This is a genomic window from Novosphingobium sp. YAF33 (genome assembly GCF_052113265.1).
Taxonomy (GTDB): Bacteria; Pseudomonadota; Alphaproteobacteria; order Sphingomonadales; family Sphingomonadaceae; genus Novosphingobium.
Genome location: NZ_JBFRCW010000002.1, coordinates 141,826 through 166,516 on the forward strand (window position 1 = coordinate 141,826; position 24,691 = coordinate 166,516).

At 65.4% G+C, this 24,691-nt stretch carries 19 protein-coding genes; 8 read left to right on the forward strand and 11 right to left on the reverse strand.

Annotated features, from left to right (window positions below; genetic code table 11):
• Positions 1–28 precede the first annotated feature (28 nt).
• Positions 29–907 carry an SDR family oxidoreductase gene (locus AB4Z00_RS04995; protein WP_442045161.1) on the reverse strand — a complete coding sequence of 293 codons (879 nt, stop codon included), beginning with the start codon at positions 905–907 and terminating at the stop codon, positions 29–31.
• A 77-nt stretch (positions 908–984) separates the two neighbouring features.
• On the opposite strand from AB4Z00_RS04995, the gene AB4Z00_RS05000 reads away from it, so the two are divergent.
• On the forward strand, positions 985–1,878 hold the full coding sequence (locus tag AB4Z00_RS05000; protein WP_442045162.1) for a LysR family transcriptional regulator: 894 nt from the start codon (positions 985–987) through the stop codon (positions 1,876–1,878).
• A gap of 112 nt (positions 1,879–1,990) precedes the next feature.
• Here AB4Z00_RS05000 and AB4Z00_RS05005 read toward each other — a convergent pair whose 3' ends face one another.
• From AB4Z00_RS05005 to AB4Z00_RS05030, 6 genes are all read right to left on the reverse strand, one after another.
• On the reverse strand, positions 1,991–2,725 hold the full coding sequence (locus AB4Z00_RS05005; RefSeq protein WP_442045163.1) for an SDR family NAD(P)-dependent oxidoreductase: 735 nt from the start codon (positions 2,723–2,725) through the stop codon (positions 1,991–1,993).
• 35 nt (positions 2,726–2,760) lie between these two features.
• Positions 2,761–3,732, reverse strand: coding sequence for a quinone oxidoreductase family protein (locus AB4Z00_RS05010; protein WP_442045164.1), 972 nt, complete (start codon positions 3,730–3,732; stop codon positions 2,761–2,763).
• Between the two features lie 62 nt (positions 3,733–3,794).
• Positions 3,795–4,475 carry a TetR/AcrR family transcriptional regulator gene (locus AB4Z00_RS05015; RefSeq protein WP_442045165.1) on the reverse strand — a complete coding sequence of 227 codons (681 nt, stop codon included), beginning with the start codon at positions 4,473–4,475 and terminating at the stop codon, positions 3,795–3,797.
• 75 nt (positions 4,476–4,550) lie between these two features.
• On the reverse strand, positions 4,551–5,678 hold the full coding sequence (locus AB4Z00_RS05020; RefSeq protein WP_442045166.1) for a glycoside hydrolase family 43 protein: 1,128 nt from the start codon (positions 5,676–5,678) through the stop codon (positions 4,551–4,553).
• Between the two features lie 35 nt (positions 5,679–5,713).
• Positions 5,714–7,222 carry an alpha-N-arabinofuranosidase gene (locus tag AB4Z00_RS05025; protein ID WP_442045167.1) on the reverse strand — a complete coding sequence of 503 codons (1,509 nt, stop codon included), beginning with the start codon at positions 7,220–7,222 and terminating at the stop codon, positions 5,714–5,716.
• 424 nt (positions 7,223–7,646) lie between these two features.
• Positions 7,647–7,799: a hypothetical protein gene (locus AB4Z00_RS05030; protein WP_442045168.1), complete on the reverse strand. Its 153-nt coding sequence runs from the start codon at positions 7,797–7,799 to the stop codon at positions 7,647–7,649.
• Positions 7,800–7,960: 161 nt separating this feature from the next.
• On the opposite strand from AB4Z00_RS05030, the gene AB4Z00_RS05035 reads away from it, so the two are divergent.
• Both AB4Z00_RS05035 and AB4Z00_RS05040 read left to right on the forward strand, forming a co-directional pair.
• Entirely contained in the window at positions 7,961–9,997 is a 2,037-nt protein-coding gene (locus tag AB4Z00_RS05035; protein WP_442045169.1) for a TonB-dependent siderophore receptor, read from the forward strand.
• Between the two features lie 66 nt (positions 9,998–10,063).
• Complete coding sequence (locus tag AB4Z00_RS05040; RefSeq protein WP_442045170.1) at positions 10,064–10,723, forward strand: response regulator transcription factor; 660 nt, start codon at positions 10,064–10,066, stop codon at positions 10,721–10,723.
• 12 nt (positions 10,724–10,735) lie between these two features.
• Here AB4Z00_RS05040 and AB4Z00_RS05045 read toward each other — a convergent pair whose 3' ends face one another.
• Positions 10,736–12,103, reverse strand: coding sequence for a sensor histidine kinase (locus tag AB4Z00_RS05045; RefSeq protein ID WP_442045171.1), 1,368 nt, complete (start codon positions 12,101–12,103; stop codon positions 10,736–10,738).
• Positions 12,104–12,261: 158 nt separating this feature from the next.
• Here AB4Z00_RS05045 and AB4Z00_RS05050 point away from each other — a divergent pair, with 158 nt between their 5' ends.
• Both AB4Z00_RS05050 and AB4Z00_RS05055 read left to right on the forward strand, forming a co-directional pair.
• Positions 12,262–13,062, forward strand: a complete 801-nt coding sequence (locus AB4Z00_RS05050; protein ID WP_442045172.1) for a type IV toxin-antitoxin system AbiEi family antitoxin domain-containing protein — start codon at positions 12,262–12,264, stop codon at positions 13,060–13,062.
• A 223-nt stretch (positions 13,063–13,285) separates the two neighbouring features.
• A complete protein-coding gene (locus AB4Z00_RS05055; protein WP_442045173.1) occupies positions 13,286–15,778 on the forward strand; it encodes a TonB-dependent receptor in 2,493 nt (830 codons plus the stop codon).
• Positions 15,779–15,865: 87 nt separating this feature from the next.
• On the opposite strand, the gene AB4Z00_RS05060 is transcribed toward AB4Z00_RS05055, so the two are convergent.
• Entirely contained in the window at positions 15,866–17,248 is a 1,383-nt protein-coding gene (locus tag AB4Z00_RS05060) for a sensor histidine kinase (protein WP_442045174.1), read from the reverse strand.
• On the reverse strand, positions 17,238–17,912 hold the full coding sequence (locus tag AB4Z00_RS05065; protein WP_442045463.1) for a winged helix-turn-helix domain-containing protein: 675 nt from the start codon (positions 17,910–17,912) through the stop codon (positions 17,238–17,240). The genes AB4Z00_RS05060 and AB4Z00_RS05065 overlap by 11 nt, the downstream gene beginning before the upstream one ends.
• Before the next feature lie 161 nt (positions 17,913–18,073).
• Here AB4Z00_RS05065 and AB4Z00_RS05070 point away from each other — a divergent pair, with 161 nt between their 5' ends.
• The 3 genes from AB4Z00_RS05070 to AB4Z00_RS05080 are packed head-to-tail and all read left to right on the forward strand — an operon-like array spanning position 18,074 to position 23,489.
• Entirely contained in the window at positions 18,074–19,405 is a 1,332-nt protein-coding gene (locus tag AB4Z00_RS05070; protein ID WP_442045175.1) for a TolC family protein, read from the forward strand.
• Positions 19,402–20,439: an efflux RND transporter periplasmic adaptor subunit gene (locus AB4Z00_RS05075; protein ID WP_442045176.1), complete on the forward strand. Its 1,038-nt coding sequence runs from the start codon at positions 19,402–19,404 to the stop codon at positions 20,437–20,439. Before AB4Z00_RS05070 ends, AB4Z00_RS05075 begins: the two co-directional genes overlap by 4 nt.
• The gene (locus AB4Z00_RS05080; protein WP_442045177.1) at positions 20,436–23,489 is read left to right on the forward strand and encodes an efflux RND transporter permease subunit; all 3,054 of its coding nucleotides are present in this window, start codon (positions 20,436–20,438) and stop codon (positions 23,487–23,489) included. The genes AB4Z00_RS05075 and AB4Z00_RS05080 overlap by 4 nt, the downstream gene beginning before the upstream one ends.
• A 36-nt stretch (positions 23,490–23,525) precedes the next feature.
• Here the strand turns inward: AB4Z00_RS05080 and AB4Z00_RS05085 are convergent, their stop codons facing one another.
• Positions 23,526–24,680 carry a glycosyltransferase gene (locus tag AB4Z00_RS05085; RefSeq protein WP_442045178.1) on the reverse strand — a complete coding sequence of 385 codons (1,155 nt, stop codon included), beginning with the start codon at positions 24,678–24,680 and terminating at the stop codon, positions 23,526–23,528.
• Between the last annotated feature and the right edge of the window lie 11 nt (positions 24,681–24,691).

The window sequence follows — 24,691 nt, forward strand, 5'->3', positions numbered from 1 at the left end:
AGTGTACAGGGTTTACCGCAAGCGGCGATCAGCCGGGGGGCGGCAGCTTGCCGGCGCGCATCGCCGCGATGACACCGCCGTCGATCAGCAAGTCACTGCCGGTGATGAAGCCGGCGTCAGGACCCAGAAGAAAGCTCGCGGCAATCGCGATTTCTTCGGGAGGCGCCATCCGTTTCGCGGCCGAGGCATCCACCATCGCCCGAAAGATGTGGCCTATATCGGAGTTCAGCTCGTGGCGGCCGAGCGGCGTCATGACGATGCCGGGACTGATGGCGTTGACGCGGGCGCCGCGCTCGCCCCAGCGAACCGCTTCGGCCTGCACCCGCAGGATATTGGCACGCTTGGCGACCATATAGGCGACCAGCGTGTCGGGGATCGCGTCGGCCTGCAGGCACGGAAGTGCCAGCAGTTCGTCGGCCGGAGCATGGGCCAGCTGCTTTTCATCGTCCTCGGGAAGCTGGCGCATCATGTGGCCCGCCATGCTGGAGACGACCAGACCCGCCCCGCCGCTGGCAATCACCTTGCCGAACTCCTCGAACACGACCGCCGACCCATAGAGGTCCACTTCGAGAATCTTTTCCACGGGCGCCATGTTGGGCGAAAGGCCGGCGGTGTTGACGACCTGCCTGACCGGACCCATCGCCGCGGCGATTGCTGCGAGCGCCTTGACCGAAGCGCGCGAGGACACATCGACCTGTTGCGTGGTCACATCGTAGCTGGCGGCGGCCAGCTCGGACGCGGCGTGCGCGAGCGTATCCTCATTCCAGTCGGCCAGCAGGATCGCCCTGCCGCACCCCTGCCGCCGTGCGATGGCCTGGCCAATGCCGCCGGCTCCGATCACTACAATCACGTCTCTGGTCACGGTCCGTCTCCGAAATGGGCGGGCGCCGCGCGCCTCCGCCGTCAACGGAGATCCATATAGGCCGTAGCTCTTTCAGCTATTAGACGCTAAGTTCTGCATGTTCTTATATCTGGAGCTTATCAATGAAACGGGAGGAGCTGAGCGATCTTGCCGTCTTTCTCGCCGTTGCCGAAGCACGCAGCTTCACCCGGGCTGCCGCAACGCTCGGCACGTCACAGTCGGCGATCAGCCAGATCGTGCGCCGCCTCGAAGCCGGAATGGGCGTGAAGCTCCTCACCCGTAACACGCGAAACGTCGCACCGACCGATGCAGGCGAGCAATTGATCGCCACCCTTCGTCCGGCGTTCGACGAGATCGACGCCCGGCTTTCGGCGCTCAGTGCCCTGCGCGAACGTCCGGCCGGAAAGGTCCGGATCACGTCGAGCCGTCATGCCGCCGAGACGATTCTCTGGCCGGCAGTCGGAAAGCTGCTGAAGGACTATCCCGAGGTAACGGTCGAGATCTCCATCGACAGTCACCTGACCGACATCATCGCCGAGCGCTTCGATGCCGGCATACGGCTTGGCGAACAGGTCGCCAAAGACATGATCGCGGTGCGCATCGGCCCTGAGCTGCGCATGGCCGTGGTCGGTGCGCCGTCCTACTTCCAATCGCACGGCAGCCCGCGGACGCCCCATGACCTGACCGACCACGCCTGCATCAATATCCGCATGCAGACCAAAGGCGGGCTCTACACATGGGAATTCGGCCGCGATGGCCGTGATCTCAATGTCCGCGTCGAAGGCCCGCTGATCCTCAACGACGTACCCATGATCCTGGCAGCAGCGGCCGAGGGTATCGGACTCGCTTGCGTCATGGAGGATCAGGCAGAGGCGTTGCTGAAGGCAGGCAAGCTCGTGCGGGTTCTGGAGGACTGGTGCCCGCCCTTCTCCGGCTATCACCTCTATTATCCGGACCGTCGCCAATTGCCTCCCGCATTCTCGATCCTCATCGAGACGCTTCGCTTTCGAAGTTGAGGCGAACGGCATTTCGGCTCGCAAAGTGTCGCTCCGGCCTCGACCAGCATGCGCCGGGCACTAGCGGCCGGGTGAACGGCCGCTAGTGCAGGAAACAGCGGAGGACCGGCGCCTATAACGTGAATCCACCATCGATGGTGAGGCTCGCCCCTGTGATATATCCCGCTTCCTCGCGGGCCAGATAGGACACCAAACCGGCGATTTCCTCAGGCTTTGCCACGCGCTTCAACGGGCTCATCTGGGAGAGCATGTCGATGGAACCCGCGTTGATGTCGGTGTCGGTCGGCCCCGGCTGGATGTTGTTGACGGTGATCCTGCGCGGCGCCAGGTCCAGGGCGACGCCCTTGACCATGGCCGCGACCGCCCCTTTCGTCATCTGGTAGACGCTCGATCCGGCAAATCCGGTGCGGATCGCGACATTGCTGCCGATCGTGACGATGCGTCCGCCATCGACGATGTGCGGCGCGGCCGCCTGTATCGACAGATAGACGCCGCGGACGTTCACTGCCAGCATGCCGTCCAGTTCATCGAGCGCGACCGCCTCGATCCTGTTCATGCGGAACAGGCCGGCATTGACGAGGACGAGGTCGATCTTTTCGAAGCGATCGACGAAGCGGGCAACGGCTGCGGTGATCGCGGCAGGGTCTTGGCTATCGGCCCGAATTGCCAGGGCCTCTCCGCCTTGCTCGGCGATGGTTTCGGCCAGTGCGCCGGCCTGTTCTTCGCTGTTGACGTAAGTAAAGCCAACGGAATAGCCGTCCTGCGCCAGTCGTTTGACGGCGGCAGCGCCAATGCCGCGTGATCCGCCGAAGACGAGCGCAGTCCTGGTCGCGGGTTCGATATTCATGGCAAGTCCTTTCTTGAGAATGATGGTGGGGAGAATCAGGGGATCAGCAGCAGCTTGCCGGTGGTCGCGCGGCTTTCCATGTCGCGGTGCGCCTGCGCCGCATCGCCCAACGGGTAGACGCCGCCGAACCGCACCTTGAGATCGCCCTTCAGAACCCAATCGAACAGGCGCGCGGCGTGCTGCCGAAACCGTTCGGGGCTATGGATATGATCGGAGAAGACTGCGTAGCCGAGCTTGATGCTGCGCGGCAGGGCGAGGAGATCGATCGGGCCAGGGCCGCCCAGAACGGGGCCGTACCAGCAGAAGGTCGCGCTCCGCCGGAGAGAATCGATCGATCCCTGAAATGTCGTCGGCCCGGAGCCGTCATAAACCACATGCACGCCTTCGCCGCCGGTCAGCGCCAGCACTTGCGAGGCAAAATCCCCCTTGGCATCGACGATGACATGGTCAGCGCCCGCTTCCCTGGCGGCGGCCACTTTGTCCGCGCTCGACACGCGGCCGATAACGGTCCCTCCCCGCAGTTTCACGATCTGGGTCAGCAGCAGCCCCAGTCCGCCCGCCGCCGCATGAACGAGGGCGATCTCGCCTGCCTGGACAGGGTGGAAATCCGTGGCGAAATGGCTGGCCGTAAGGCCCTGCATCATGATCGCGGCTGCGGTTCGGTCATCCAGCCCATCGGGGATGGCCACGAGCGATTCTGCCGGCAGCATGATCTTCCCGGCATAGCTGCCCGGTGCGTAGACCCAGGCGACGCGCTGGCCGACAGCCATGGCAACACCCGCGCCCGCCGCGACGATGCGGCCTGYACCTTCCACACCCAGGATCTTGGGATTGGGCATTTCCGCCCAGGCCATGCCCTGGCGAACGCCGATGTCCATGAAATTGACGCCGGCAGCGGCAATCTCGACGAGAACCTCGCCAGCTCCGGGTGTGGCAGGCGGCTCGGGAACGTCAGCCAGGTCGAGCACGTCCGCCCCGCCTACTCCGGTCATCACGATGGCCTTCATTTTCCGTATCCTTTTATTGAATGATCGTTCCATAATTAGGCAAATAAAAAGACGTCCGGCGCCTATCGCAAAGCGCGTAGGGCCAGATCGCCAAGAGCACGCAAGTCCTCGTCTCCCGCACCGGCCCGCGCGGCAATCCGCAAACCGGAAAAGCTCATCACGATGAACGAAGCGATCGTATCGGCAGACACATCCCGGGCAACATCCCCCTCGGCCTGCGCGCGCGCTATCGTATCGGTCAGGATGGCCCGCATGGCAGCGTCGGCAGCGTCGCGGATGGCGACCAGTTCCGGCCGGCTACGGCCGAATTCGCAGATCGAGCCGACGCCGAGGCAGGCATCCCGGGCATTGTCGACCACCCGGTCGACCATCGTCTGGATACCGTCGATGGCGCGCGGCTTGCTTTGCAGCATGGCGATATGCTCGCCGGTTTCATCGGCAGCATAGCGGCGCAGCGCCATCTGGTAGAGCTGCCATTTATCGCCAAAGGTGTTGTAAAGACTCTGCCGCCCAATGCCCATGGCATCGACCAGCATCCCGGCCGACGTGCCCTCGAAGCCATGTTCGCGGAATACCGCCATGGCTGCGTGCAGCGCTTTGTCCTGATCGAATTCCCTTGGTCTTGCCATGATGTGCCAGATAGGCGTTATGGAACGATCAGTCAAGTATTGATGAATGGATGCCAGCTTGGGGCAGTCCTGCCCATTCAGGAAGGCAAGCCGGCCGGTCCGCGCTTGGAGCAAAAAATCGGACCCTGAATAAGCTGCCGACTTGAGGACCTTGGGAAAGATACCGCGTACCGACCTTGCTTCTATCCATCACCCCCCTGCAAAATGCCGCTCGAGGCGCGCGGCTTCGCCGGGCGTGATCGGCATTACCGCGCCGTGCTTCGGACCGGCGAAGTTGGTGGCCTTCATCGGCGAGCCGGGGTCGTTGAACCGGCCGAGGTTGCGGAAGTGCTTGAAGTCGCTCGTTTCGGAGAAGCCCATGTTGTTCGGCCTGGCGCCGAACACGTCGTACATCAGCACATAGGTGTTCGTTCCGGCCCGGCGCCAGAGATTGGGTGCTTCGGTTCCCACGGTCTCGGGATCGACGGGTTTGGGATCGAAACGATAGCCGCCGTCGATCCTGTCGGAGACGGCCTGGCGAAGATGGCCGGGCTTCTCGTGCGCGACGTAGAACAGGCGATACTCTTTTCCGACGCGGGTGATGTCTCCATCGATCGAGCCGACATTGGCCTTGGGGTACGTGAACAGCGGACGCGGTGGCAGGGTAAGCGTCGTGAACGCGTCGTCGGCATAGGAATAGACCATGTGTTCCGTCCCGGCTCCGTCGCGCGTGGTGTAATAGACCATCATCTTGCGGGCCTTGGGATCGAAGAGCGTCTCTGGCGCCCAGGCCGCGCCGAGGCGAGAAGTTTCGGGAAAAAGCTTGTCAACGGGGACGATGGCATGAGTCCAGTGGATCAGATCGCGGGACTTCATGAATATCAGCGAGCGGTTGTTGCCCCAGCCATGTGTTTCCTTCGGCTGTTCCCATTCCGTTTCCCGCAGTCCCTCCCGCTGCGCGTAAATGTGAAGATCGGTCATGCTGAGGTAGAAGGCGCCATCGGGTCCGCGCATGATATGGGGATCGCGAATGCCCTTCTGTTCGGCGATGTCGCGGCCCTCCAGCACCGGCTTGCCGCCGTTGACGTCCGTGAAGGAATAGCCGTCGCGCGAGACCGCGATGTGCAGGGAATGGGTCTCGTCCTTGAAGTAGACCAACAGATAAGCGGTAAGCGCAGAAGCCGAAGGAACCAGCGAGGCTTTTTGATCGGCAAGGCTCTGCACGATCTCAAGCTGCTTTTCCGGCACGCCGCCGCCGGGCTGCGCCATGCCAAACGTGGCGGAAGCGCCGAAGGCAGCAAGCCCGATTGCTGCCAGACAGGCAAACTTCACCTTCATTTTCCTGACTCCTCTCGATGGCCCGTCGGCGCATCTCATTCCACTTCCAGCACCGTTACCGACCTAGCCGGCAGTTCGAGGTCCACGCCGCCGCCGGCGAGGCGGGCCGGCAGCGGCCGCGGGACGAACGGGTCCGCCTTGTCGAACGTGATGCGGGTATCGATCCGGTCGGCGGTGAGCACCCTGGCGTTCGCGCGGTGCCAGCGGCCGCCATCCAGGCGGATGTTCAGCTTGTTGGCGCGCCCCGGATCGAGATTGGCGATCGTCACATGCAGCTTGCCGCTCGCATCGCGCGATGCCGAAACGTCGATGGAGGGCAAGCGAACGTCTCCCTGCACGTAATCCGGCGTCCGCACCGTGGCGGGCAAGGCCTGCGCCCCCTGATGGACCTGGTACATCTCGAAGACGTGGTACGTCGGGGTGACCACCATCTTTGCACCTTGCGTCAGCACCAGCGACTGGATGACGTTCACCATCTGCGCCAGGTTCGCCATTCTCACCCGGTCGGCATGGCGGTTGAAGATATTGAGGCTCTTCGCTGCGATCAGCGCATCACGCAGGGTGCTTTCCAGATAGAGCTGCGAAGGGGCGTTCTTCTCGCTCTGGAACCAGGCACCCCATTCGTCCACCGCGAGCGCGACGCGCTTTTCGGGATCGTAGCGATCCATGACCTCCGAATGGCGGCGGATCAGTTCGTCGGTAAGGTCCGCACGCGCCAGTGCCGCCGCCCAGCCGGCCTCGTCGAAGCCCACGTTCCGTCCCTTGGCATGCCAATCGTTGCCGGCGAACGTGTAGAAGTGCAGCGACAGGCCCCAGAGCAGCGGCCGGTCCGTCGTCAGCGACAAGGGGGTCGGCTGCGGGCGCCACTTCATCGCCTGCGCCATCACGCGGTCCGTCCACGCATAATCGTCGGTATCTGCGCCCACGGCGATGAGCTTCGCCCGCTCGCCGGAGTATGTGCGCAAGAAAGCGGCATAATGCCGGAAGGCCGCGGCATAAGTGTCCGCGGTCATATTGCCGCCGCAACCCCAGCTCTCATTGCCGACGCCGATGAAAGGCACTTCCCAGGGTGCCGCATGACCGTTCGCCGCCCGCTCCTGCCCCGGCGCACTGTCCTGCGGGGCGGTCATGTAGCGAAGCCAGTCGTCGGCCTCCCGAACGCTGCCGCTGCCGAGGTTCACCGAAACGAACGGCCTGGCGCCGATCTGGTCCAGGAAATCCATGAACTCATGCGTGCCGAAGGCATTGGTTTCCGGAGATTTGTCCCAGGCGGCATTGATCCCGCGCGGCCGCTTGTCGGCGGGACCGATGCCATCCCGCCAATGATAGCCATCCGCAAAACAGCCGCCCGGCCAGCGGATGTTCGGAACCTTGATGCGGCGCAAGGCGGTGACCACGTCCGAGCGAATGCCACGCACATTCGGGATGGCGGAACCTGTGCCTACCCAGATCCCCTCGTACACGCCTCGCCCGAGATGCTCGACAAATTGGCCGTAGATGTTGGGATCGATCGTCGGACCGCCGCTGTCTACCGAAATAGACACCTCCGAGCGCAACGTCTTCGCCGCCTTCTCCGAGTCTTGAGCCGTTCCGCTCGCAGAAACGAAAAGACTGCCTGCAGCGAGAACCATCGTGACCCGTCCCGGCCACCGCCTGAATGTTCGAAGCATCCTCTCCTCCCAATTGTCGGAGTATTAATGCCATAAACTGGCTGAGGTCAATTGCTAAGCGGAACACCAGTCCACATAGAGGGCCGAGGAAGATCGAGATGCCAGACCTTGCCTCTGCAATCGCCTTCATCCGTTCAGCCTGACCCTTCGGGAAGCGTCCGGCTTGGCGACTACTATCAGCCAGTTGTGCCGGACTCTCATGCTCAAGGCGGGGTCTTCGACTGCCCGGTAATTGATGCGCTCTGACATAAGTAAGGCGAGAGGTTCCCGGAAATACGCTTTAGAATATTCCACGCATTCAGCTCCCTTGCATCGGGAGCCTTGCATCATCGTGCGCATTCGCAGCGCTGGCATCCCAGGTGCGGCTCAGGCCGCGAGTGCGAGTTTCACGGGTCTCGAAGTCCATCTTGAAGGCGATTTCGCCTTCCGCAGCCTCGTCTTCGAAAGCCATTTGAAGAAACGGCTTCGGTCGAAAAGCTGAAAAGTCCTCCACACGCCAGTTGCAAATGCTTCGCATTTACGCAACACGCTCGCAAAATTCATTGAGGGTGCGACATGCGGGGACATGGGAAATTGCGGTGCGCGGCGCTTTGCGGTGTTGCGGTGGTGGGGATGCTGCCGGGAATCGCTCTCGCTCAGACAGCGGAACAACCAGAGGCGACGCGTGCCGAGGACATCGTCGTCACTGCGGACCGGCGTGACAGCTTCAGCGCCGACTTCGTGCAGGCCGGTACGTTCCGGGACGCTCGCCTGCGCGATACGCCGCTTACCATTGCCGTCCTGACGAAAGACCTGCTGGAGGCGCAGCAGGCCCGCTCGGTGATCGACGCGGTTCGCAACACCCCCGGCGTCACCCAGGCCCAGATCAACAGCGCGATCTACAGCAACCTCGCCATCCGCGGGATCACGCTCAGCAACTTCACGAATGTGCGCTGGAACGGCGTCCTGCCGATCGTCAACCTCGTCGAGCAGCCGATCGAGAGCAAGGATCGCATCGAAGTGCTCAAGGGCGCGGCCGGGCTCTATTACGGCTTTGCCACGCCGTCCGGCATCATCAACCTGGTGACCGAGCGCCCCCAGGCCGTGCCCGTCAACCGCATCGACTTCCAGGGAGACAGCAACGGATCGCTGGGCGCCAATTTCGATGTCGCCCGGAATTTCGGCACCGCCGGTCTGCGCGTCAATGGCGGCGCCTCGACGGTGGAGACCGGGATCAAGCGTAGCTCCGGTTCGCGGCGCTTTGTTTCAGGCGCGTTCGACTGGCGCCCGCTCGATGGACTGGAGGTGCTTCTCGACGCGGAATACAACTTCAAGACCGTGACCGAGCCCACCGAGTTCAGCCTGCCTGCCGCCGTGAACGGCACGATCGCCCTTCCTCCCCTGCAGCCCGCGTCCAAGAATCTGGGCGCGTCCTGGATGCAGGGCCGCGGATGGGAAACCAACCTGCTGGCCCGCCTGAACTACGATTTCACGCCGAACTGGCGCGTTTCCCTGGCTGCGGGCCAATCCTACCTGACGCGCAGCCGCGCCTATTCCTCGTTCGGCGGCTACAATCTCGATACCGGCGACGGCCGCATCACGGTGGCGATGACGCGCGGCAACGACTACAAGAACGTCATCTATCGCGGCGACATCTCGGGTTCGTTCGAGACCGGGCCGATCAGGCACAATATCCTGATCGGCATTTCCTACTATACCCGCGACAGCAACGTGCCCACCGCGGTGCGCTACAGCTTCGCGCAGAACCTCTACGACCCGGTGGAGATCCCCCAGCAGCCCGCCCCGCCGCGCATCATTGCCAACCCTTCGCGCGCGGAAGACCTGGGCATCTACATCCTGGACCGCGCATCGCTGGGCGAGTGGCTCCAGGCGACCGTCGGCTACCGCAAGACCGACTACAGCGACGTCAGCCGCACTTCGAACTACAAGATCAAGCCGGGCACCTGGTCCTATGGCCTGATGGTGAAGCCGGTGTCCTGGGCGAACCTCTACGCGAACTATATCGAGGGCCTGGAGCCGGGCCCGATCGCGCAGCAGATCGCCAGCAACGCGGGTGAAATCCTGCCCGCCGCCGTCAGCAAGCAGAAGGAGGCCGGTATCAAGATCGAGCCGATCCGCGGCGTGTTGATGACGGCGGCCTACTTCCACATCAAGCGCCCATCGGCCTATCTGAACAGTGCCAACCTGTTCGTGCAGGATGCCGAAGCCGTCTACGAAGGCGCGGAATTCAGCATCGTGGGTGAAGTGCTGCCACGGCTGTCACTCTCGGCCAGCGCGCTCACGCTCGATGCCGCGCAGAAATCCGGGAACGCTGCCGTCGTCGGCAAGATGATCGAGAACGTCTCGAAATTCTCCGGCTCGATCTTCGCCGAATATCGCGTGGCGGCAGTTGAAGGCCTGCGCGTTTCGGCGGGCATGTTCCATGTCGGCCGCCGCGCGGTGAACGCGCTCAATCAAGCCTTCGTGCCGGGTTATGAGACCTTCGACCTCGGCGCCAGCTACAGCTTCGACCTGGCCGGCAGCGCCGCGACCGTGCGTCTTTACGGCGAAAACGTCACCGGCAAGCGCTATTGGGCCTCGACCGGGTCGAGTCTGCTGGCGCAGGGCTTGCCTGCCAGCGTCAAGATGAGCATCTCCACACGGTTCTGATCCGCAGACTTACGGCGAACGTCGCCCCCGAAAGGGCGCTGCAAAGGGAATTGAAGCGAACAGACGATGCGTATTCTTGTCGTGGAAGACGATCACGCCCTCGCGGCTGAAGTGGCGCGCACGCTGCGGAGCGAAAACTTTGCCGTCGACCTTGCGGACAACGGCGAGGAAGGCCTGCACCTGGCCACAACGGAAGGGTACGATGYGCTCGTCCTCGATCTGGGCCTGGCCCGGATGGACGGCATCTCCCTGCTGCAGGACTGCCGCGACAAGGGCCTGACGCTGCCCGTCCTGATCCTGACCGCGCGGGATTCCTGGGCCGACAAAGTGGCGGGTTTCCGCGCCGGGGCCGACGACTACATGACCAAGCCGTTCCTGCCCCAGGAACTGACGATGCGCCTGCGCGCGCTGATCCGCCGCGCCAACGGCCATGCGGCAACGCGGCTGGTCTGCGGACGGCTCGCCTACGACGCGCAGCTGGGCCACTTCGAACTCGACGGCATAGCGCTACGCGTCACGGCCTTCGAATGGCGCGTCCTCTCTGCGCTCGTGCTGCGCAAGGGCGTGGTGGTGGACCGGCGCGAGCTGCTGGAGCGGGCCTACGAGTACCACGTGGACTCCGATTCCAATTCGCTGGACGTCATCATCGGCCGGCTGCGGCGCAAGATCGGCGCGGACATGATCGAGACCGTACGCGGCCGCGGCTATCGCCTGAGGCCGGGCTGACCATGGCGCCGCTCAGCGCGGCAGCGTGAGCACCGCGCAGAGCCCGCCCATCGTCGATCGCGTCAATCCCAGCGCCCCCCCGTGGAGTTCCGCGAGTTCGCGGGTGATGGACAGGCCGAAGCCATGGCCGTCGCCCCGCTCGTCCAGCCTTTGACCGGGAAGCAGCGCCTGCTTCAGTGCCGCGCCGCTCAGTCCCGGACCATCGTCTTCCACGGCGATGGCGATCGCCCTTTCCTGCTCGGTCGCGGCGATACGCACGGTGGTCCGGCCCCACTTCGCGGCGTTGTCCAGCAGGTTGCCCAGCATTTCGCTCAGATCCTGGGGATCGCATTTCACCAGCATGTCCGGGGCAATGACCGGCGCGAATGCGATCCCGCGATCCACGTATATCCGCTGGAGGGCATCCACGATGTCGGCCACGGCAGGGGCAAGCAGCAGGGATGGCCGCCCCGGCGCGCCGGGGGAGGCCGCACGGGCGCGGCCGAGATGGTGCCTTATGGCGCGGTCGATCTGGCCGGCCAGTTCCAGAAGCTCCCCGTCCGGATCGCGCGCGGGATCCCTCAGCTTGATGCTGAGCGTGGCCAGCGGCGTCTTCAGACTATGCGCCAGGTTCGCGACGTGTGAACGCGCCCGGGCCAGCGAGGCTTCGTTCTCGTCCAGCAGATTGTTCGCCTCCTGCACGAGCGGGCGCAGTTCGGCGGGTTGATCTACCGGCAGGCGCGCGATCCGGCCGCTGCGCACGTGCTCGAAGGAGCGCTTCAGGCGGCCGAGCGGCAGCAGGCCGACCTGCAACTGGAAGATCGACGTTGCCAGCAGGATGACGCTCAGACCGCCGAGGACGAGCAGGACCGGGCGCACGGCCGCGAGGCGCAGCCGCTCGTAGACGGCATGAGGCGCCGTCGCGACGATCCGGACGGGGCCGCCGGGGGTCTGCTTCTCCAACAGGCGAACGTAGAGATCGCCGGAGCGCCCGGTGCGCAGCAGTTCCGGCGGTGCGCGGAAATGTCCCTCCCGCCCGCGCGGCCCCTCTTCCCGGAAGTCCAGCGCGCCGATCTGTTCCGTGGAGCTTACCGCCTCGCGCGGGGTCTCGATCCGCCAGGCCCATCCGCGCCGATACTGCGTGAACGGCCCGATCTCCACCAGCATGTCCCGGTCCACCGAACCGTTCGGCCGCACGCTGCGGGACAGCAGCCCGATCTGGCCGTCCAGGCTCTGGTTGAGGCTGCGACGGACATATGTGTCGAGCACCGTCTCGACCGAGAGGCTGGCCGCGATCAGGGCGGCGATGGTCAGGACCGTCCCGATCAGAAGCAGCCTGGACCGGATGGACAACCTGGCCAGCGAAGATGGCATCGAGAGCCATCGGTAAGGGATCGACATGAGGAACTTTTCCGTAAGAGACCCGGGTCGATTGCGACGCGCGGCGGCTCTTGTCAAAGGGATCCGGGCCGAAGCCCTGCAGGGGGACGCGCACCTTAAACCGAACATGAACGGTTCAGTTCACGTTCGGTCTGGACGCCCTGCGATAGACCCGCGCGATGCGAATGCTTCGTTACAATGTACGGCCGCGGCTCCTGTCCAGGAGTTCCGACGATGCCCCGGCGTTGGAAGATGTTCCGGCCGAAGTGGGCGACCAGGCCGCCGCCAGTGCGTTGGTGTCGCTGGGATCGCTGGCATTTCGCGAGCGCCGCCTGGTGACGATATTGCGCCGCCTGTTCCATCCGCAGAAAGCGGCCCCGGTGGACAGCCGGATTCTGGCGAACCTTCCCGGCCCCATACTCGACAGCTTCGAATGGCTGGCGCGCGAAGCGAAAGCCAACGACATCGTGGTATTTCCATCCGGCGCGCCTTTCATCAGCCGCGACGAGAACACGATCATTCACCGCATCGCGGCGCTGCAACGGCCGTCGCTGTCGGGCAACTGGCATCTCGCCAATGCCTTGCAGCGGGCGATGAACGCCTGTGCGGTCGCGCTGGCAAGCGATGTCCGCCGCCTTCCTGCGCGCGCCATGCTGCTGGAGCGCGATAGCTCGCAAAATCCCGCGCTGCGGATCGAATATATCGGCAAGCCGCGCTCGGGCCCTGCCGCTCACGACAAACCCTTCCGCCGGCGCGGCAAGCTATGGGACGGCAAGTCCGAACCGCCGCCCGGCTCGCTTCGCGCAAGGGCCCTGGAGATCGTGCGCCGCCATCCCACCGCCTCCACCGCCCAGTTCCTGGCGGCGGGCATCACGCATCAATATCTCAGCACGCTGCACAAGGACGGTTGGGTCGAGCGAACCGGCCACGGCATCTACCGCTTCCCGAAAAGGCTGGACAGGAGCAATGATCAAAGCTGAGAAATAATATAGATTAGGTACATCAAGCCCTAATCAACAATATCATCCCTTCATAAACGCCGATGACATTCGTCATTCGGCGATTTTCTCGTTGTGATTTTGGAACGTAGAAATAATTACTTCACGATAATTACAATTCGTGAAAATTCATCCTTGCCAGAATCGCAAATCATTCTCATTAGCGCCTCCAGTTGACATGCAATAGCAACATCAGGGGGTTTTCGTGTCTCTTTCACGCCTACGATCCAAGTCCGCCGCCGTCGCGCCCGCCTATCTGGCGATGAGCTGCCTGGGCCTGGCAGCAACGCCCGCAATCGCACAGGAAGAAGGCCAGACCGCTTCGCCGCGACTGGGCGGCGTCACCGTCAGCGACACCGCTATCGACGAGGAAAGCTACAAGACCGACAAGGTCGATTCGCCGAAGTACACGGCGCCGCTCGTCGATACGCCGCGCTCCATCACTGTCATTCCGGCGCAAGTGATCAAGGACACCGGTTCGGCCTCCCTGACCGAAGCGCTGCGGACCGTTCCCGGCATCACGCTGGGCGCCGGCGAAGGCGGCAACCCGCTGGGCGACCGTCCCTTCATCCGCGGCTTCGACAGCCAGACCAGCACGTATCTGGATGGCGTGCGCGACGTGGGCGCCCAAAGCCGTGAAGTCTTCGCGGTGGAACAGATCGAAGTCGTCAAGGGCTCGGACAGCTCGATGGGCGGCCGGGGCAGTGCGGGCGGCAGCCTCAACCTGGTCTCGAAGCTCCCCACCGCCGACCGCTTCATCGCGGCGAGCGGCAGCCTGGGCACCGACGACTACAAGCGCGCCACGCTCGACGTGAACCAGCCGCTCAACGACTTCGTCGGCCTGCGCGTCGCGGCGATGTGGCACGATCAGGACGTGGCCGGACGCGATGCGATCTGGTCCAAGCGCTGGGGCGTCGCACCGTCGATCAAGCTCGGCCTGAACGGTCCGACCAGCCTGACGGTCAGCTACTATCACCTCGAAACCGACGAACTGCCGGATTCGGGCATTCCCTACCTCTATACTTCGGCCAACGTCCCGGCGGGCATCACCGAAACCGGCCCGGCAGACCGCTACACCACGATCAGCGGCGTCGACGTCGACCGTCCGCGCGGTGCTTTCTACGGACTGGAGGACCGCGACTTCCGCAAGACCAATGTCGACAACTTCACGGTCCGCGCGCAGCACGAATTCGACAACGGCATCACCCTGCGCAACACCTCGCGCTATGGCCGCAGCGACCAGCGCTATGTCTGGACCCAGCCTGACGACCAGCAGGGCAATGCCTACGGTGTTCGCAATGCCGCAACTGGCAGGATCACCGCGCCCGGCGGCCAGGTATGGCGCCGCGCCAATACCCGCTACAGCTACTCGGAAGGCCTGATCAACCAGACCGACCTGTTCGGCGAAGTCACCCCCTTCGGCCTCAAGAACACGTTCGCCGCCAGCTTCGAATGGGCGCGCGAGAAGGCCGCGAACGGCACATACGTCTCCAATGCCGCGACCGGCGCCGCGATCGCCACCGGATCGACGCAGAGCCCGCGCTGCAACACCGACATGCTGGCGCGCTACAACTGCACCTCGGTCGACAATCCGAACCCGAGCGATCCCTGGGTCAGCTACGCCAGCGACACGTCCTCGGCGCTGGCGACGATCGAGCGGAGCCTGCCCAAGACCTGGACGCTCTCGCGCGTCGACAGCTGGGGCGCCTCGCTGTTCGACACGATCACGATCGCCGACAACCTCCTGCTGAACCTGGGCGGCCGCTACGACCACTACAAGACCGAAGTCAGCCCCGGCCTGACCGCGACGTCCACGGCGAACCGCACCTGGGTGAGCCGCACTGACGACTTGTGGAACTACCAGGCGGGCCTCGTCTTCAAGCCGACGGCCGACAGCAGCATCTACATCTCCACGTCCAGCTCGGCGACGCCTCCCGGCTCGTTCCTGGCGCAAGGCAGCGAAGGCAATGCGCTGAACACGACCGCGCAGGATCTGACGAATGCCCTCAAGGTGGAAAAGACCAAGTCCTACGAAGTCGGCACCAAGTGGAATCTCTTCGATGACACCCTGGCGCTGACCCTGGCCGCCTTCCAGACCCGCACCAAGAACGCCCGCACCACCGGTGAAAACGGCACCGTGGCGTTCATCGGCGATCGCCGCATCCGCGGCATCGAATTCGGCTTCAACGGCAACATCACGCCGCAGTGGAACGTCTTCGGCGGCTATACCTACATGGACGCGAAAATCGTCGACGGCGGCATCACCACCACGACGGCCATCGACACCGTCACCGGCCAGAGCGTCACGACCTTCGGGCCCTCGGTCAACACCGGCACGCCGTTCCCGAACACGCCGAAGCACAGCTTAACCGCCTTCACCAACTACAACGTGACCTCGCAGTTCACCGTAGGCGGCGGCGCCATCTACATGAGCAAGGTCTATGGCGGCATCCAGGAAGTCGGCGCGCGCACCATCACCAATGGCCAGCTCGTCCTGCCGCGCACGCTGGCCCGCATGGTCCCCAGCTACTGGCGCTTCGATGCCAATGCCTCGTTCAAGATCAACGAGATGGCGCAGGTCCAGGTCAACGTGCAGAATGTCTTCAACAAGCTCTATTACGACAAGGCCTATACCGCGCATTACGCCAGCCAGGCAGCCGGTCGCACGGCCATCCTGACGCTCAACGTGAAGTACTGACCTCACCGTCATCGTCACGCCATCGGCCTGCTTTCCACCGAAAGCAGGCCGATGTGCTGTCAGGCGAGGCGGCCAGGCGGGTCTGGCCTAGCTTTCCGTGGGTGTTTTCCGGAATGCGATCCGCACGGTGAGGCCGATGTCCGTGTCGGGAATGGCGTGGTCCGCCCCGTGCAATCCCGCAATCGCGGAAACCAGCGCGAGGCCCAGTCCCGACCCCGGTGTGTGCCGGCTGGCATCGAGCCTGTAGAAGCGGCGAAAGACGTTTTCCCGCTCCTCCGCTGGAATCCCGGCGCCATTGTCGCTGATCGTGGCCACGGCGCGTCCATCGACGATCGCCACGCGCGATCGGATGATCGATCCGGCACCGGCATGGACGATCGCGTTCTCGATCAGGTTGGTGAAAAGCTGCGCGAGCAGTTCGCTGTCGCCCTCCACGATCACGCCGGGCGCATGGTCCGCGTGAAAGGTCTGGCCGGCATCTTCCGCGACCGGCGCATAGGCCTGGTGGATGCGGTCCATCAACTCGCTGAGGTCGACTTGGGCAAAGCGCCTGCGCCCCACCCCTCCTTCCAACGAGCCGATCCGCAGCAGCGCCTGAAACGTCGCGAGAATGCCGCTCGTCTGGGCGAGCGCATCGTCGATCATCGCCGGTTCGACCGCGGGACCGTCCTGCATCTGTTCGAGGCGCTGGTGCAGGCGGCTGAGGGGCGTGCGCAAGTCGTGCGCGATGTCGGTGGAGACCTGCCGCAGCGCTTCCATCGCGGCGGCGTTGCGCTCCAGCATGCGATTGAGGTTGTGCGTCAGTTCGTCGAATTCGGGAGCCAGGCCGATCATCGGCAGGCGCTCGGCACGATCGCCTTCGATGATCCGATCCACCGCGCGGTTCACCCGGGCGAGACGCCGCAGAAACAACCGCCCGGTCAGGTACCCGCCCAGCAGGGCGAACAGCGTGATACCCAGCCCGCTGAGGAAGGTGAAGCGGCCCAGCCGCCGGCGCAGCATCTGCACGTCGTAATTGTCGCTCGCCACGATCAGCGTCAGTCCATCGGACAGCGGCGCGCCCAGCGTCGTCATGCTCTCCTTTCGGATCCCCCGGCCGCCGGGCGCCGGCTCGGTCACTTCCACCATGCCCCAGCCCTTGCGCGCGACAGACATGGGAAGGTCGCCGAACAGCCGGCGACCATCGGCGCCCAGCAGCAGATAGCGATAGGGCGCCTCGGGCCGGACACCGGCGTGGCGCGCCATCGCATCGGTCAGTCCCGATCGGCCGAGCTGGACATATTCGCCTTTCAGCACGGTCATCTCCGCGCCGATCCCGCCGTTCGTCGCCTCGACCGCGTATCGGCCGATCTGCTGCTGCACGACCACCAGCAAAGCCGCCGAGCCGATGGCGAAGACGGCTGCCAGCAGCAGGGCGAAGCGGAACGCGGCGCTGCGTGTGGCCCCCGATCGCGCGGTGTCACCCGCCATCGATACGGTATCCCGCCCCGCGCACCGTCTGGATCAACTCCTTGCCGAACCCGCGATCGACTTTGCCCCGCAGCCGACTCATGTGGCTTTCGATGACATTGGTCCTGGGGTCGAAATGGAACGACCAGACGTTTTCGAGAAGCATCGTGCGGGTCACGACTTCTCCGGCGTGAAGCATCAGATATTCCAGCAGCTTCAGTTCCTGCGCCTGCATGTCGATGCGCATGCCCCCGCGCGTCACGGTGCGCTTGATGCGGTCCAGCTGCAGATCCTCGATGGTCAGTACGGTCTGCGTCTCGACGATAGGCGGCCGCCGGGCCAGAGCATTGACCCGCGCCAGCAGCTCGCTGGCGGCGAAGGGCTTGGCCAGATAGTCGTCCGCGCCGCCTTCAAGGCCCTCCACCCGGTCCTCCACGCCGTTCATCGCCGTCAGGAACAGCGCCGGCGTCCGCACACCCATGGCGCGAAGGGCCTTCAGCGCTCCCAGACCGTCCAGCCCCGGCACCATCCGGTCCAGGATGAGCACGCCGTGGTCGCCGGTGGAAGCCAGGAAGATCGCGTCCTGGCCGCTGGTGCACGTATCCACCACATGCCCGGCCGCACCCAGCACGCGCTCCAGATGCGTTCTGGTGGCCTCGTCATCCTCAAGCAGCAGGATCTTCATCAGGCCCTTTTGCCTCGACATCCGCTGCGTCCGCAAGTTGGCAAAAATCAATGTTCGGATCATCTTCGGCGAAGGTTGCCGCGCCTATCGTCCTCGGATCGGGCCCCGGCGGAACAGATCTGCCGGCCCTCCCCGCGATCTTGGAAAGACAGCCTCGAGGCATGGCAAGAAACCGTTCCCGTCATTTTACGGCTATCTCGCTCGCCGTCGCTCTCTCGGGCTGCGCGCACTATACGCCCTTGCCGCTCTCGACGGCCGCCCCCCTCGCCGCGACTCTCGACATCGCAGACCAGCAGGCACCGCTCACCGTGGAGCAGGTGGTGACGCTGGCGCTCGCCCATAATCCCGATCTCAAGGCGCTGCGGCTCCAGCGCGGCATCGCTGCCGGACAGACCACGCAGGCAGGCCTTCTCGCCAACCCCTCGCTGAGCGGCGCCCTCTTGCCGCTGCTCTCGGGCGCGGGCAGCGTCCCGGCCTGGAACCTGGGCATTGCGCAGGACATCAAAAGCATCCTCACTTACAAGTCGCGCAAACGCGCTGCGCTCGCCAGCGAGCGGCAAATCGATGCCGACGTGGTCTGGCAGGAGTGGCAGGTCGCCGGGCAGGCGCGGCAGATCGCCACCGACCTCATCGTCGGCGCGCGCAGCCGGCAGAGCTACCTGGCCGCGTACCAGCTCCTTGCCGACCGCGGCGCGAAGCTGGAAGGTGCGCTGGCCGCGCACCGCGTCACCTTGCTCACGGTCGCGCCGGACCGTGTCGCGCTGCAGGCGGCGCGGTCTGCCCTCGATGCGCTCGACCAGCAGCAACTTGCCCTCATGCACCAGCTCGACGCGCTGCTCGGCCTCGCGCCCGACGTGATCGTGCCGCTCGCCCGGCAGCCCGACCTGCCGCCTTTCGATCCGGAGGAAGTGCGCGGCCAGATCGCCACTCTGCCCGACCGGCGGCCGGATCTCGTGGCGCTGCGCATGGGCTATGCCGCTGCGGACGAACAAGTGCGCCAGGCCATCCAGTCCCAGTTCCCAGACCTCATCCTTGGTGGCAGCTTGTCCAGCGACAACGCCAAAGTCATCAATGGCGGTCCCGACATCCAGATCGGCCTGCCGATCTTCGACCGCGGCCAAGGCGCCATCGCCGTCGCCCGGGCGACGCGGGAGCAATTGCATGCAGGCTACGACGCCCGGCTGGCCGCAGCCGTCGGCACCCTGGGCGCCCTGCTTCGCCAGTACGAGCAGCTCTCCGCCCAACTGGCGAGGGCACGGCGCGATCTGCCCGCCGTCCGCCTTTCCGCAGACCGCGCGCAGGCCGCCTTCGGCGCCTCCAACCTCGACGAGCGCAGCTATCTCGATCTCGTCACGAACCGCTTTGCCAAGGAACAGGAAATCATGACGCTGGAGCTGGCCCTGCTCGATCGCCAGATCGCGATCCAGACGCTTGTCGGATCCGGATTGCCGGGGCTTGCCCCCTTGCAGGACGCCCCGGCAGGTGCCCGATGAGGGCCCTGCTCGCATGGCCTTTTGCGGCGCTCCTGGCCGGTTGCGGCTCGACCGCGACCGATCCCGACACCAGTTCCCAGCCCGCGGCAAGCGCGCTCGTGAGCGTCGTCGCTGCCCGACAGGGCGCTCTGCCCGCAACCGTCGTGGCTTACGGTACCGTCAGCCCCGCGCTTGATGGCACCGTGACTTTGAGCGAAGCGCAGCCGGGGCAGGTCACCGCGCTGGCCGTGGCTCCGGGCATGGCGGTGCGCGCGGGGCAGAACCTCGCGACTTTCGTCACCGCGCCGGCATCGCGCAGCAGCTATCTCCAGGCGGCCAGCGCGCTCGCCGCCACGCGCAAGCAGGAGGCTTCCACCGCGCAGCTCCTGTCGCAGCAGCTCGCGACGCAGGACCAGCTGACCCAGGCGACCAAGGCCGTCACCGACGCGCAGACCGCGCTGGCAGCATTGCAGGCGGACGGTGCGGGCAAGCCCATCCATGCGGTGGTCTCGCCGTTCGACGGCATCGTCACCGCCGTCGCCGTTACCCAGGGCGATCGCACCCAGGCGGGCGCGGCGATCCTCACCCTCGCGAAAGCGGGCGACATCGTCGTCACCGTCGGCGTGGACCCGGCCCAGCGCGCAGGCATCGCGGCAGGTCAGGCCGCCAGTCTCAGGCGCCTCTCGGGCGGAGGTCCGGTGCGCGGCAAGGTCGTCCGCGTAGACAGCGCGCTGAATCCGGTAAGCCGGCTCGTCGATGTCGACCTTGGCTTTCCCGCTGGCAGCCTGCTGCCCGGCGAGTCCATGCAGGTCGCGATCGAGACCGGCGCAGTCCGTGGCTGGGTCGTGCCGCACAAGGCAGTCGTCACGGCGGGCGGGCCCGCGCGTGTTTTCCAGATCGCGGGCGGCAAGGCCAAGGCGGTGCCGGTGCAGATCACGCTCGCGTCCGACGAAGGCGACGTGGTCCAGGGCGCGCTCGATAGCGGCAAGCCCGTGATCGTCGAGGGCGCCTACCAGATCAGCGATGGCGACGCCGTGCGCCGGAACAACCGATGATCGAGAAACTGCTGCGCACCCAGTCGCGCGCCATCATCCTCGTCGCGCTGGCGATGGCGCTTGCCGGGATCGTTGCGGCCCTGTCGCTGCCGATCGGGCTGTTTCCGCAAGTCTCGTTCCCCCGCGTGGTCGTCGACCTCGATTCCGGAAGCCGCCCAGCAGACCAGACCGCCCTGACCGTCACGCGTCCGGTCGAAGAAGCCATCCGCGCCATCCCCGGCGTGCAGAACGTGCGCTCGGAAACGAGCCGCGGCTCGGCTCAGATCTCGGTCGATTTCGGCTGGGGCCGCGACATGATCGCCAGCACCCTGCTGGTCGACACGGCGGTGGGCCGCACCCTTCCCTCGCTTCCCTCCGGCACGCAGTACGACGTGCGGCGGATGGATCCCACGGTATTCCCCATCATCTCTTACGCGCTGGTATCCGACAGCGCGGACCCGGCAGCCCTGCAGGACTTTGCCCGGTATCAGATCACGCCGCTGCTCTCTTCCATCACCGGTCTCGCGCGCATCGGCGTGCAGGGCGGCGACACCTCGGAAGTGCAGGTCCTCGCCGATCCGCACCGCCTGGCCGGCTACGGCCTGTCGATGACGGATCTTGCCGCAGCGATCCGCAACGGCAACGTGCTGAGCGCGGTGGGTCAGGTGCAGGATCGGGGGCGACTGTCGCTCGTCATCGCCGATCGCAGCGTCGCCAGCGCAGCGCAAGTGGGCGACATCGTCGTCAAGGCGGAGAGTGCGGGCGTGGTGCGCGTCCGCGACGTGGCGACCGTGCAGGACGGCGCCGTTCCGGTGTGGCAGCGCATCGTCGAGGACGGCCGGCCCGCCGTGCTCTTCAACATCTACGAGCAGCCCGACGGCAACGCGGTCCGGATCGCGCAGCAGGTCGAACAGAAGCTTGCGGGCCTCAAGCTGCCGCCGGGCGTCAAGCTGGTGAACTGGTACGACCAGAGCCAGCTCGTCACGCAGTCGGTGTCCAGCGTCCGCGATGCGGTGCTGATCGGTCTGGTACTGGCAGGGCTGGTACTGCTGTGGTTCCTGCGCAGCTGGCGCGTGACGCTGGTTGCCGTCATCGTCGTTCCGGCGACGCTCGCCGCCACCGTGCTGGTGCTGAGCATGCTCGGCATGAGCTTCAACATCATGACCCTGGGCGGCATCGCGGCGGCCGTGGGCCTGCTGATCGACGACGTCATCGTCATGGTCGAGCACATCGCCCGTCGTGCCGGGGCCATCGGCCCGGACGGAAGACCCGCGGGAAACCTGGCTGTGACGCCCGCCGCGCGCGAATTCCTGGCGCCGCTCACCGGATCGAGCATGGCCACCCTGATCGTCTTCCTGCCACTGTCCTTCCTGACCGGCGTAACCGGCGCCTTCTCCAAGGCGCTCTCGGTGACGATGGCCGCGGCGCTGGCGATCTCCTGGGCCATGACCGCTTTCGTGGTGCCGATCCTGGTGCGCCGACTGGTCGACTTCGACACCTGGCGCGACCCCGGTGAAAGTCATCCGGACGGGCCGGGCGAAGGCACCGTCGCCCGCGTCCACGACCGCACGCTGGACCGCCTGACCGCCCGCCCCTGGCTGCTCGCGGCAATCGCCGTGCCCTTGCTCGCCATCGGCTACATCGGATATTCCAACGTTCCCACCGGCTTCATGCCCAAGGTCGACGAAGGCGGCTTCGTCATGGACTATTACACCGCCGCCGGGACGTCGCTCGACGAAAGCGGCCGCCAGATCGGCCAGATCGACGCGATGCTGCATGCCAATCCCGAAGTCCTCACGTTCTCCCGGCGTCTCGGCACCGGTCTGGGCGGCGACCTGGGCCAGAGCTACCACGGCGATTACTTCGTGCGCCTCAAACCCGATCACAGCCGGCCGACGGAAGAGATCGCCGCCGCCGTTGCCGACGATATCGCGCGCAAGGTGCCCGGCGTGCAGATCGAGGTCGCGCAATTGATCGAGGACCTGATCGGCGATCTGACCGCCGTGCCGCAGCCGATCGAAGTGAAGCTCTATGCTTCCGACCCGACGATCCTGGAAGCCGAAGCCCAGAAAGTCGCGGCTCTGGTGGGCAAGGTTTCCGGCGTCGTGGAAGTGAACGACGGTGTGCAGCTTGCCGGCGATGCGCTCGACGTCCACGTCGATCCGGTTCGTGCCGGTATCGAGGGCGTGGCCCCCGCCGATGTGGAAACGCAGCTCTCCACCGCGCTGACCGGCACCGTGGCGACGACACTGGCACAGCCGAACAAGGCCGTGGACGTGCGGGTGCGCCTGCCGGATGCGACGACGATCAGCGAGACCGGCCTCGCCCAGCTGCCGATCCGCGCTACCGACGGCCACATCTTCCCGCTCGCGCGGGTGGCGACTATCCAGCCGGTCACCGGACAGCCGCAGATCGGGCGCGAGAACCTCGAACCGATGATCGCCGTCACCGGCCGCATCCAGGGCCGGGGCATCGGCGCGGCCGTGGGCGATGTCCAGGCCGCGCTCGAAAGGCCCGGCACCCTGAGCCCCGGCGTGCGCTATGAGCTTGGCGGCCTCTACCAGCAGCAGCAGATCGCCTTCTCCGGCCTCATCAAGGTCTTCGCCGCCGCGCTGGTGGCGGAACTGGTGCTGCTGCTGGTCCTCTACCGCCGGTTCTGGCTTCCCGTCATCATCATCGGCTGCTCGCTGCTCTCCACCACGGCCGTGTTCACCGCCTTGTGGCTGGCAGGCGTGGACCTCAACATCACGGCGCTGATGGGCATGACGATGATCATCGGCATCGGCACGGAGATGGCGATCTTCTACGTCTCGGAGTTCGAGGAACTGTCGCGCAGCATGCCGCCCGCACAGGCGGCGCGGGAGGCCAGCCGCAACCGCCTGCGCCCGATCACCATGACCACGCTGGCCGCGATCCTCACCCTGCTGCCGCTCGCTTTCGCGATCGGGCAAGGGTCCGGCATCCAGCAGCCGCTGGCGATCGCGATCATCGCGGGCCTGCTGCTCCAGTATCCGCTGGTCCTGCTGGCGATGCCCGTACTGGTCCGGCTCACGCTTCCCCGGCGGGACTGATCCCGAAACGGATCGGGAGCGCCGAGTGAGCGGCGTTCAGGCTACCTGCGAACGGCGAACCATGTGGCCGTAGTCGGCGAAAAGACGCTCGAAATGCTCCACGTTGCTCACGACATCGCCCGCGTTCCGGCGATGGACGGCCCCCGCGCCGACAGTCCGGATCGCGTTGGTGAGCGAGAACATGTTGCCCGCCTTGTAGGTCAGTCCGGCGCCGCCGCGCGCGTGGTCGGCGGCGCCCCCGGCATCGGGAACGATCACGAAGGTGCCGCTGGCCCTGGCTTCCGCCGCCACCATGCAGAAGGTTTCGGCTTCGCAGCCATGAACCACGGCATCGGCGCTCGCCAGGATAGCCGCGAAAGCGGTACGGTCGCGCTCGGGCTCGAACAGGCGGATATGCGGATTGCCGCCGATGGCCGCCCGGATCGCGCGCTTCTCACGCCCTTCTCCCAGCAGGACCAGGCCCACGGGCCGGTGCAGGCTGGCGGCGGCGACGGCGTTTATCACCATCGGCCAGCGCTTTTCGGGGGCCAGCCGCCCCGCCGCCACCAGCAGGAGGGCATCCGCGCCCAGCCCGCAGAGGTTCAGCAATCTCGCCCGCAGGCCGGAATCGCGGTGCGCGGCGGAGAATACGCCGGTTTCGACGCCCAGCGGATGAACGCGCACCCCGGCCACCCCGCCTTCCACGAGCCGCCGGGCCAGATCCCGGTTTGCGCAGACCGTCATGTCGAAGGCCCCGCCCAGATAGCGCAGGTGTTCCCAGTAGCGTTCGAAGCTGCGATCGATCGAGGGCCGCGACAGCACCGGCGCGAACCACCGATAGGCATAAGCGGAAAGCGGATCGGCATGCATCACCAGGCTGCGACGCGCGCTACCCCGCCAGCGGGCCACCATCGCCGGGCTGCGCCAGGGCGAAGAGACTTCGACGACATCGGGATGCTCGGCGCTCAAGGCATCGTGCAGCGCCGGTTCGTCGGCGAAATAGCCGTACTTCCGGTCGAGCGGAAAGCGGGGTGACGGCAGGGTGACGATCCGTGCGCCGGGGCCGCGCTCGGTGATCGAACGGGTCTCGCCCGGAACGATCACGACGATCTCATGGCCAAGCTGAGAGCCGATCCGCAGTTTCTGTTCGATATAGGTGCGGACACCGCCGCCCCGGGGACTGTAGAAAGCGCAAACGTCGACGATCTTCAAGGAAATCGGTC

What these genes read in the sequence shown, in the direction of transcription:
- AB4Z00_RS05075 (WP_442045176.1), top strand. Translation starts at nt 19,402, where the DNA reads ATGAGGGCCCTGCTCGCATGGCCTTTTGCGGCGCTCCTGGCCGGTTGC.
- AB4Z00_RS05000 (WP_442045162.1), top strand. Translation starts at nt 985, where the DNA reads ATGAAACGGGAGGAGCTGAGCGATCTTGCCGTCTTTCTCGCCGTTGCC.
- AB4Z00_RS05030 (WP_442045168.1), bottom strand. Translation starts at nt 7,799, where the DNA reads ATGGCTTTCGAAGACGAGGCTGCGGAAGGCGAAATCGCCTTCAAGATG.
- AB4Z00_RS05020 (WP_442045166.1), bottom strand. Translation starts at nt 5,678, where the DNA reads ATGAAGGTGAAGTTTGCCTGTCTGGCAGCAATCGGGCTTGCTGCCTTC.
- AB4Z00_RS05060 (WP_442045174.1), bottom strand. Translation starts at nt 17,248, where the DNA reads ATGGCGGGTGACACCGCGCGATCGGGGGCCACACGCAGCGCCGCGTTC.
- AB4Z00_RS05050 (WP_442045172.1), top strand. Translation starts at nt 12,262, where the DNA reads ATGCGAATGCTTCGTTACAATGTACGGCCGCGGCTCCTGTCCAGGAGT.
- AB4Z00_RS05070 (WP_442045175.1), top strand. Translation starts at nt 18,074, where the DNA reads ATGGCAAGAAACCGTTCCCGTCATTTTACGGCTATCTCGCTCGCCGTC.
- AB4Z00_RS05080 (WP_442045177.1), top strand. Translation starts at nt 20,436, where the DNA reads ATGATCGAGAAACTGCTGCGCACCCAGTCGCGCGCCATCATCCTCGTC.
- AB4Z00_RS05005 (WP_442045163.1), bottom strand. Translation starts at nt 2,725, where the DNA reads ATGAATATCGAACCCGCGACCAGGACTGCGCTCGTCTTCGGCGGATCA.
- AB4Z00_RS05065 (WP_442045463.1), bottom strand. Translation starts at nt 17,912, where the DNA reads ATGAAGATCCTGCTGCTTGAGGATGACGAGGCCACCAGAACGCATCTG.
- AB4Z00_RS05045 (WP_442045171.1), bottom strand. Translation starts at nt 12,103, where the DNA reads ATGTCGATCCCTTACCGATGGCTCTCGATGCCATCTTCGCTGGCCAGG.
- AB4Z00_RS05035 (WP_442045169.1), top strand. Translation starts at nt 7,961, where the DNA reads ATGCTGCCGGGAATCGCTCTCGCTCAGACAGCGGAACAACCAGAGGCG.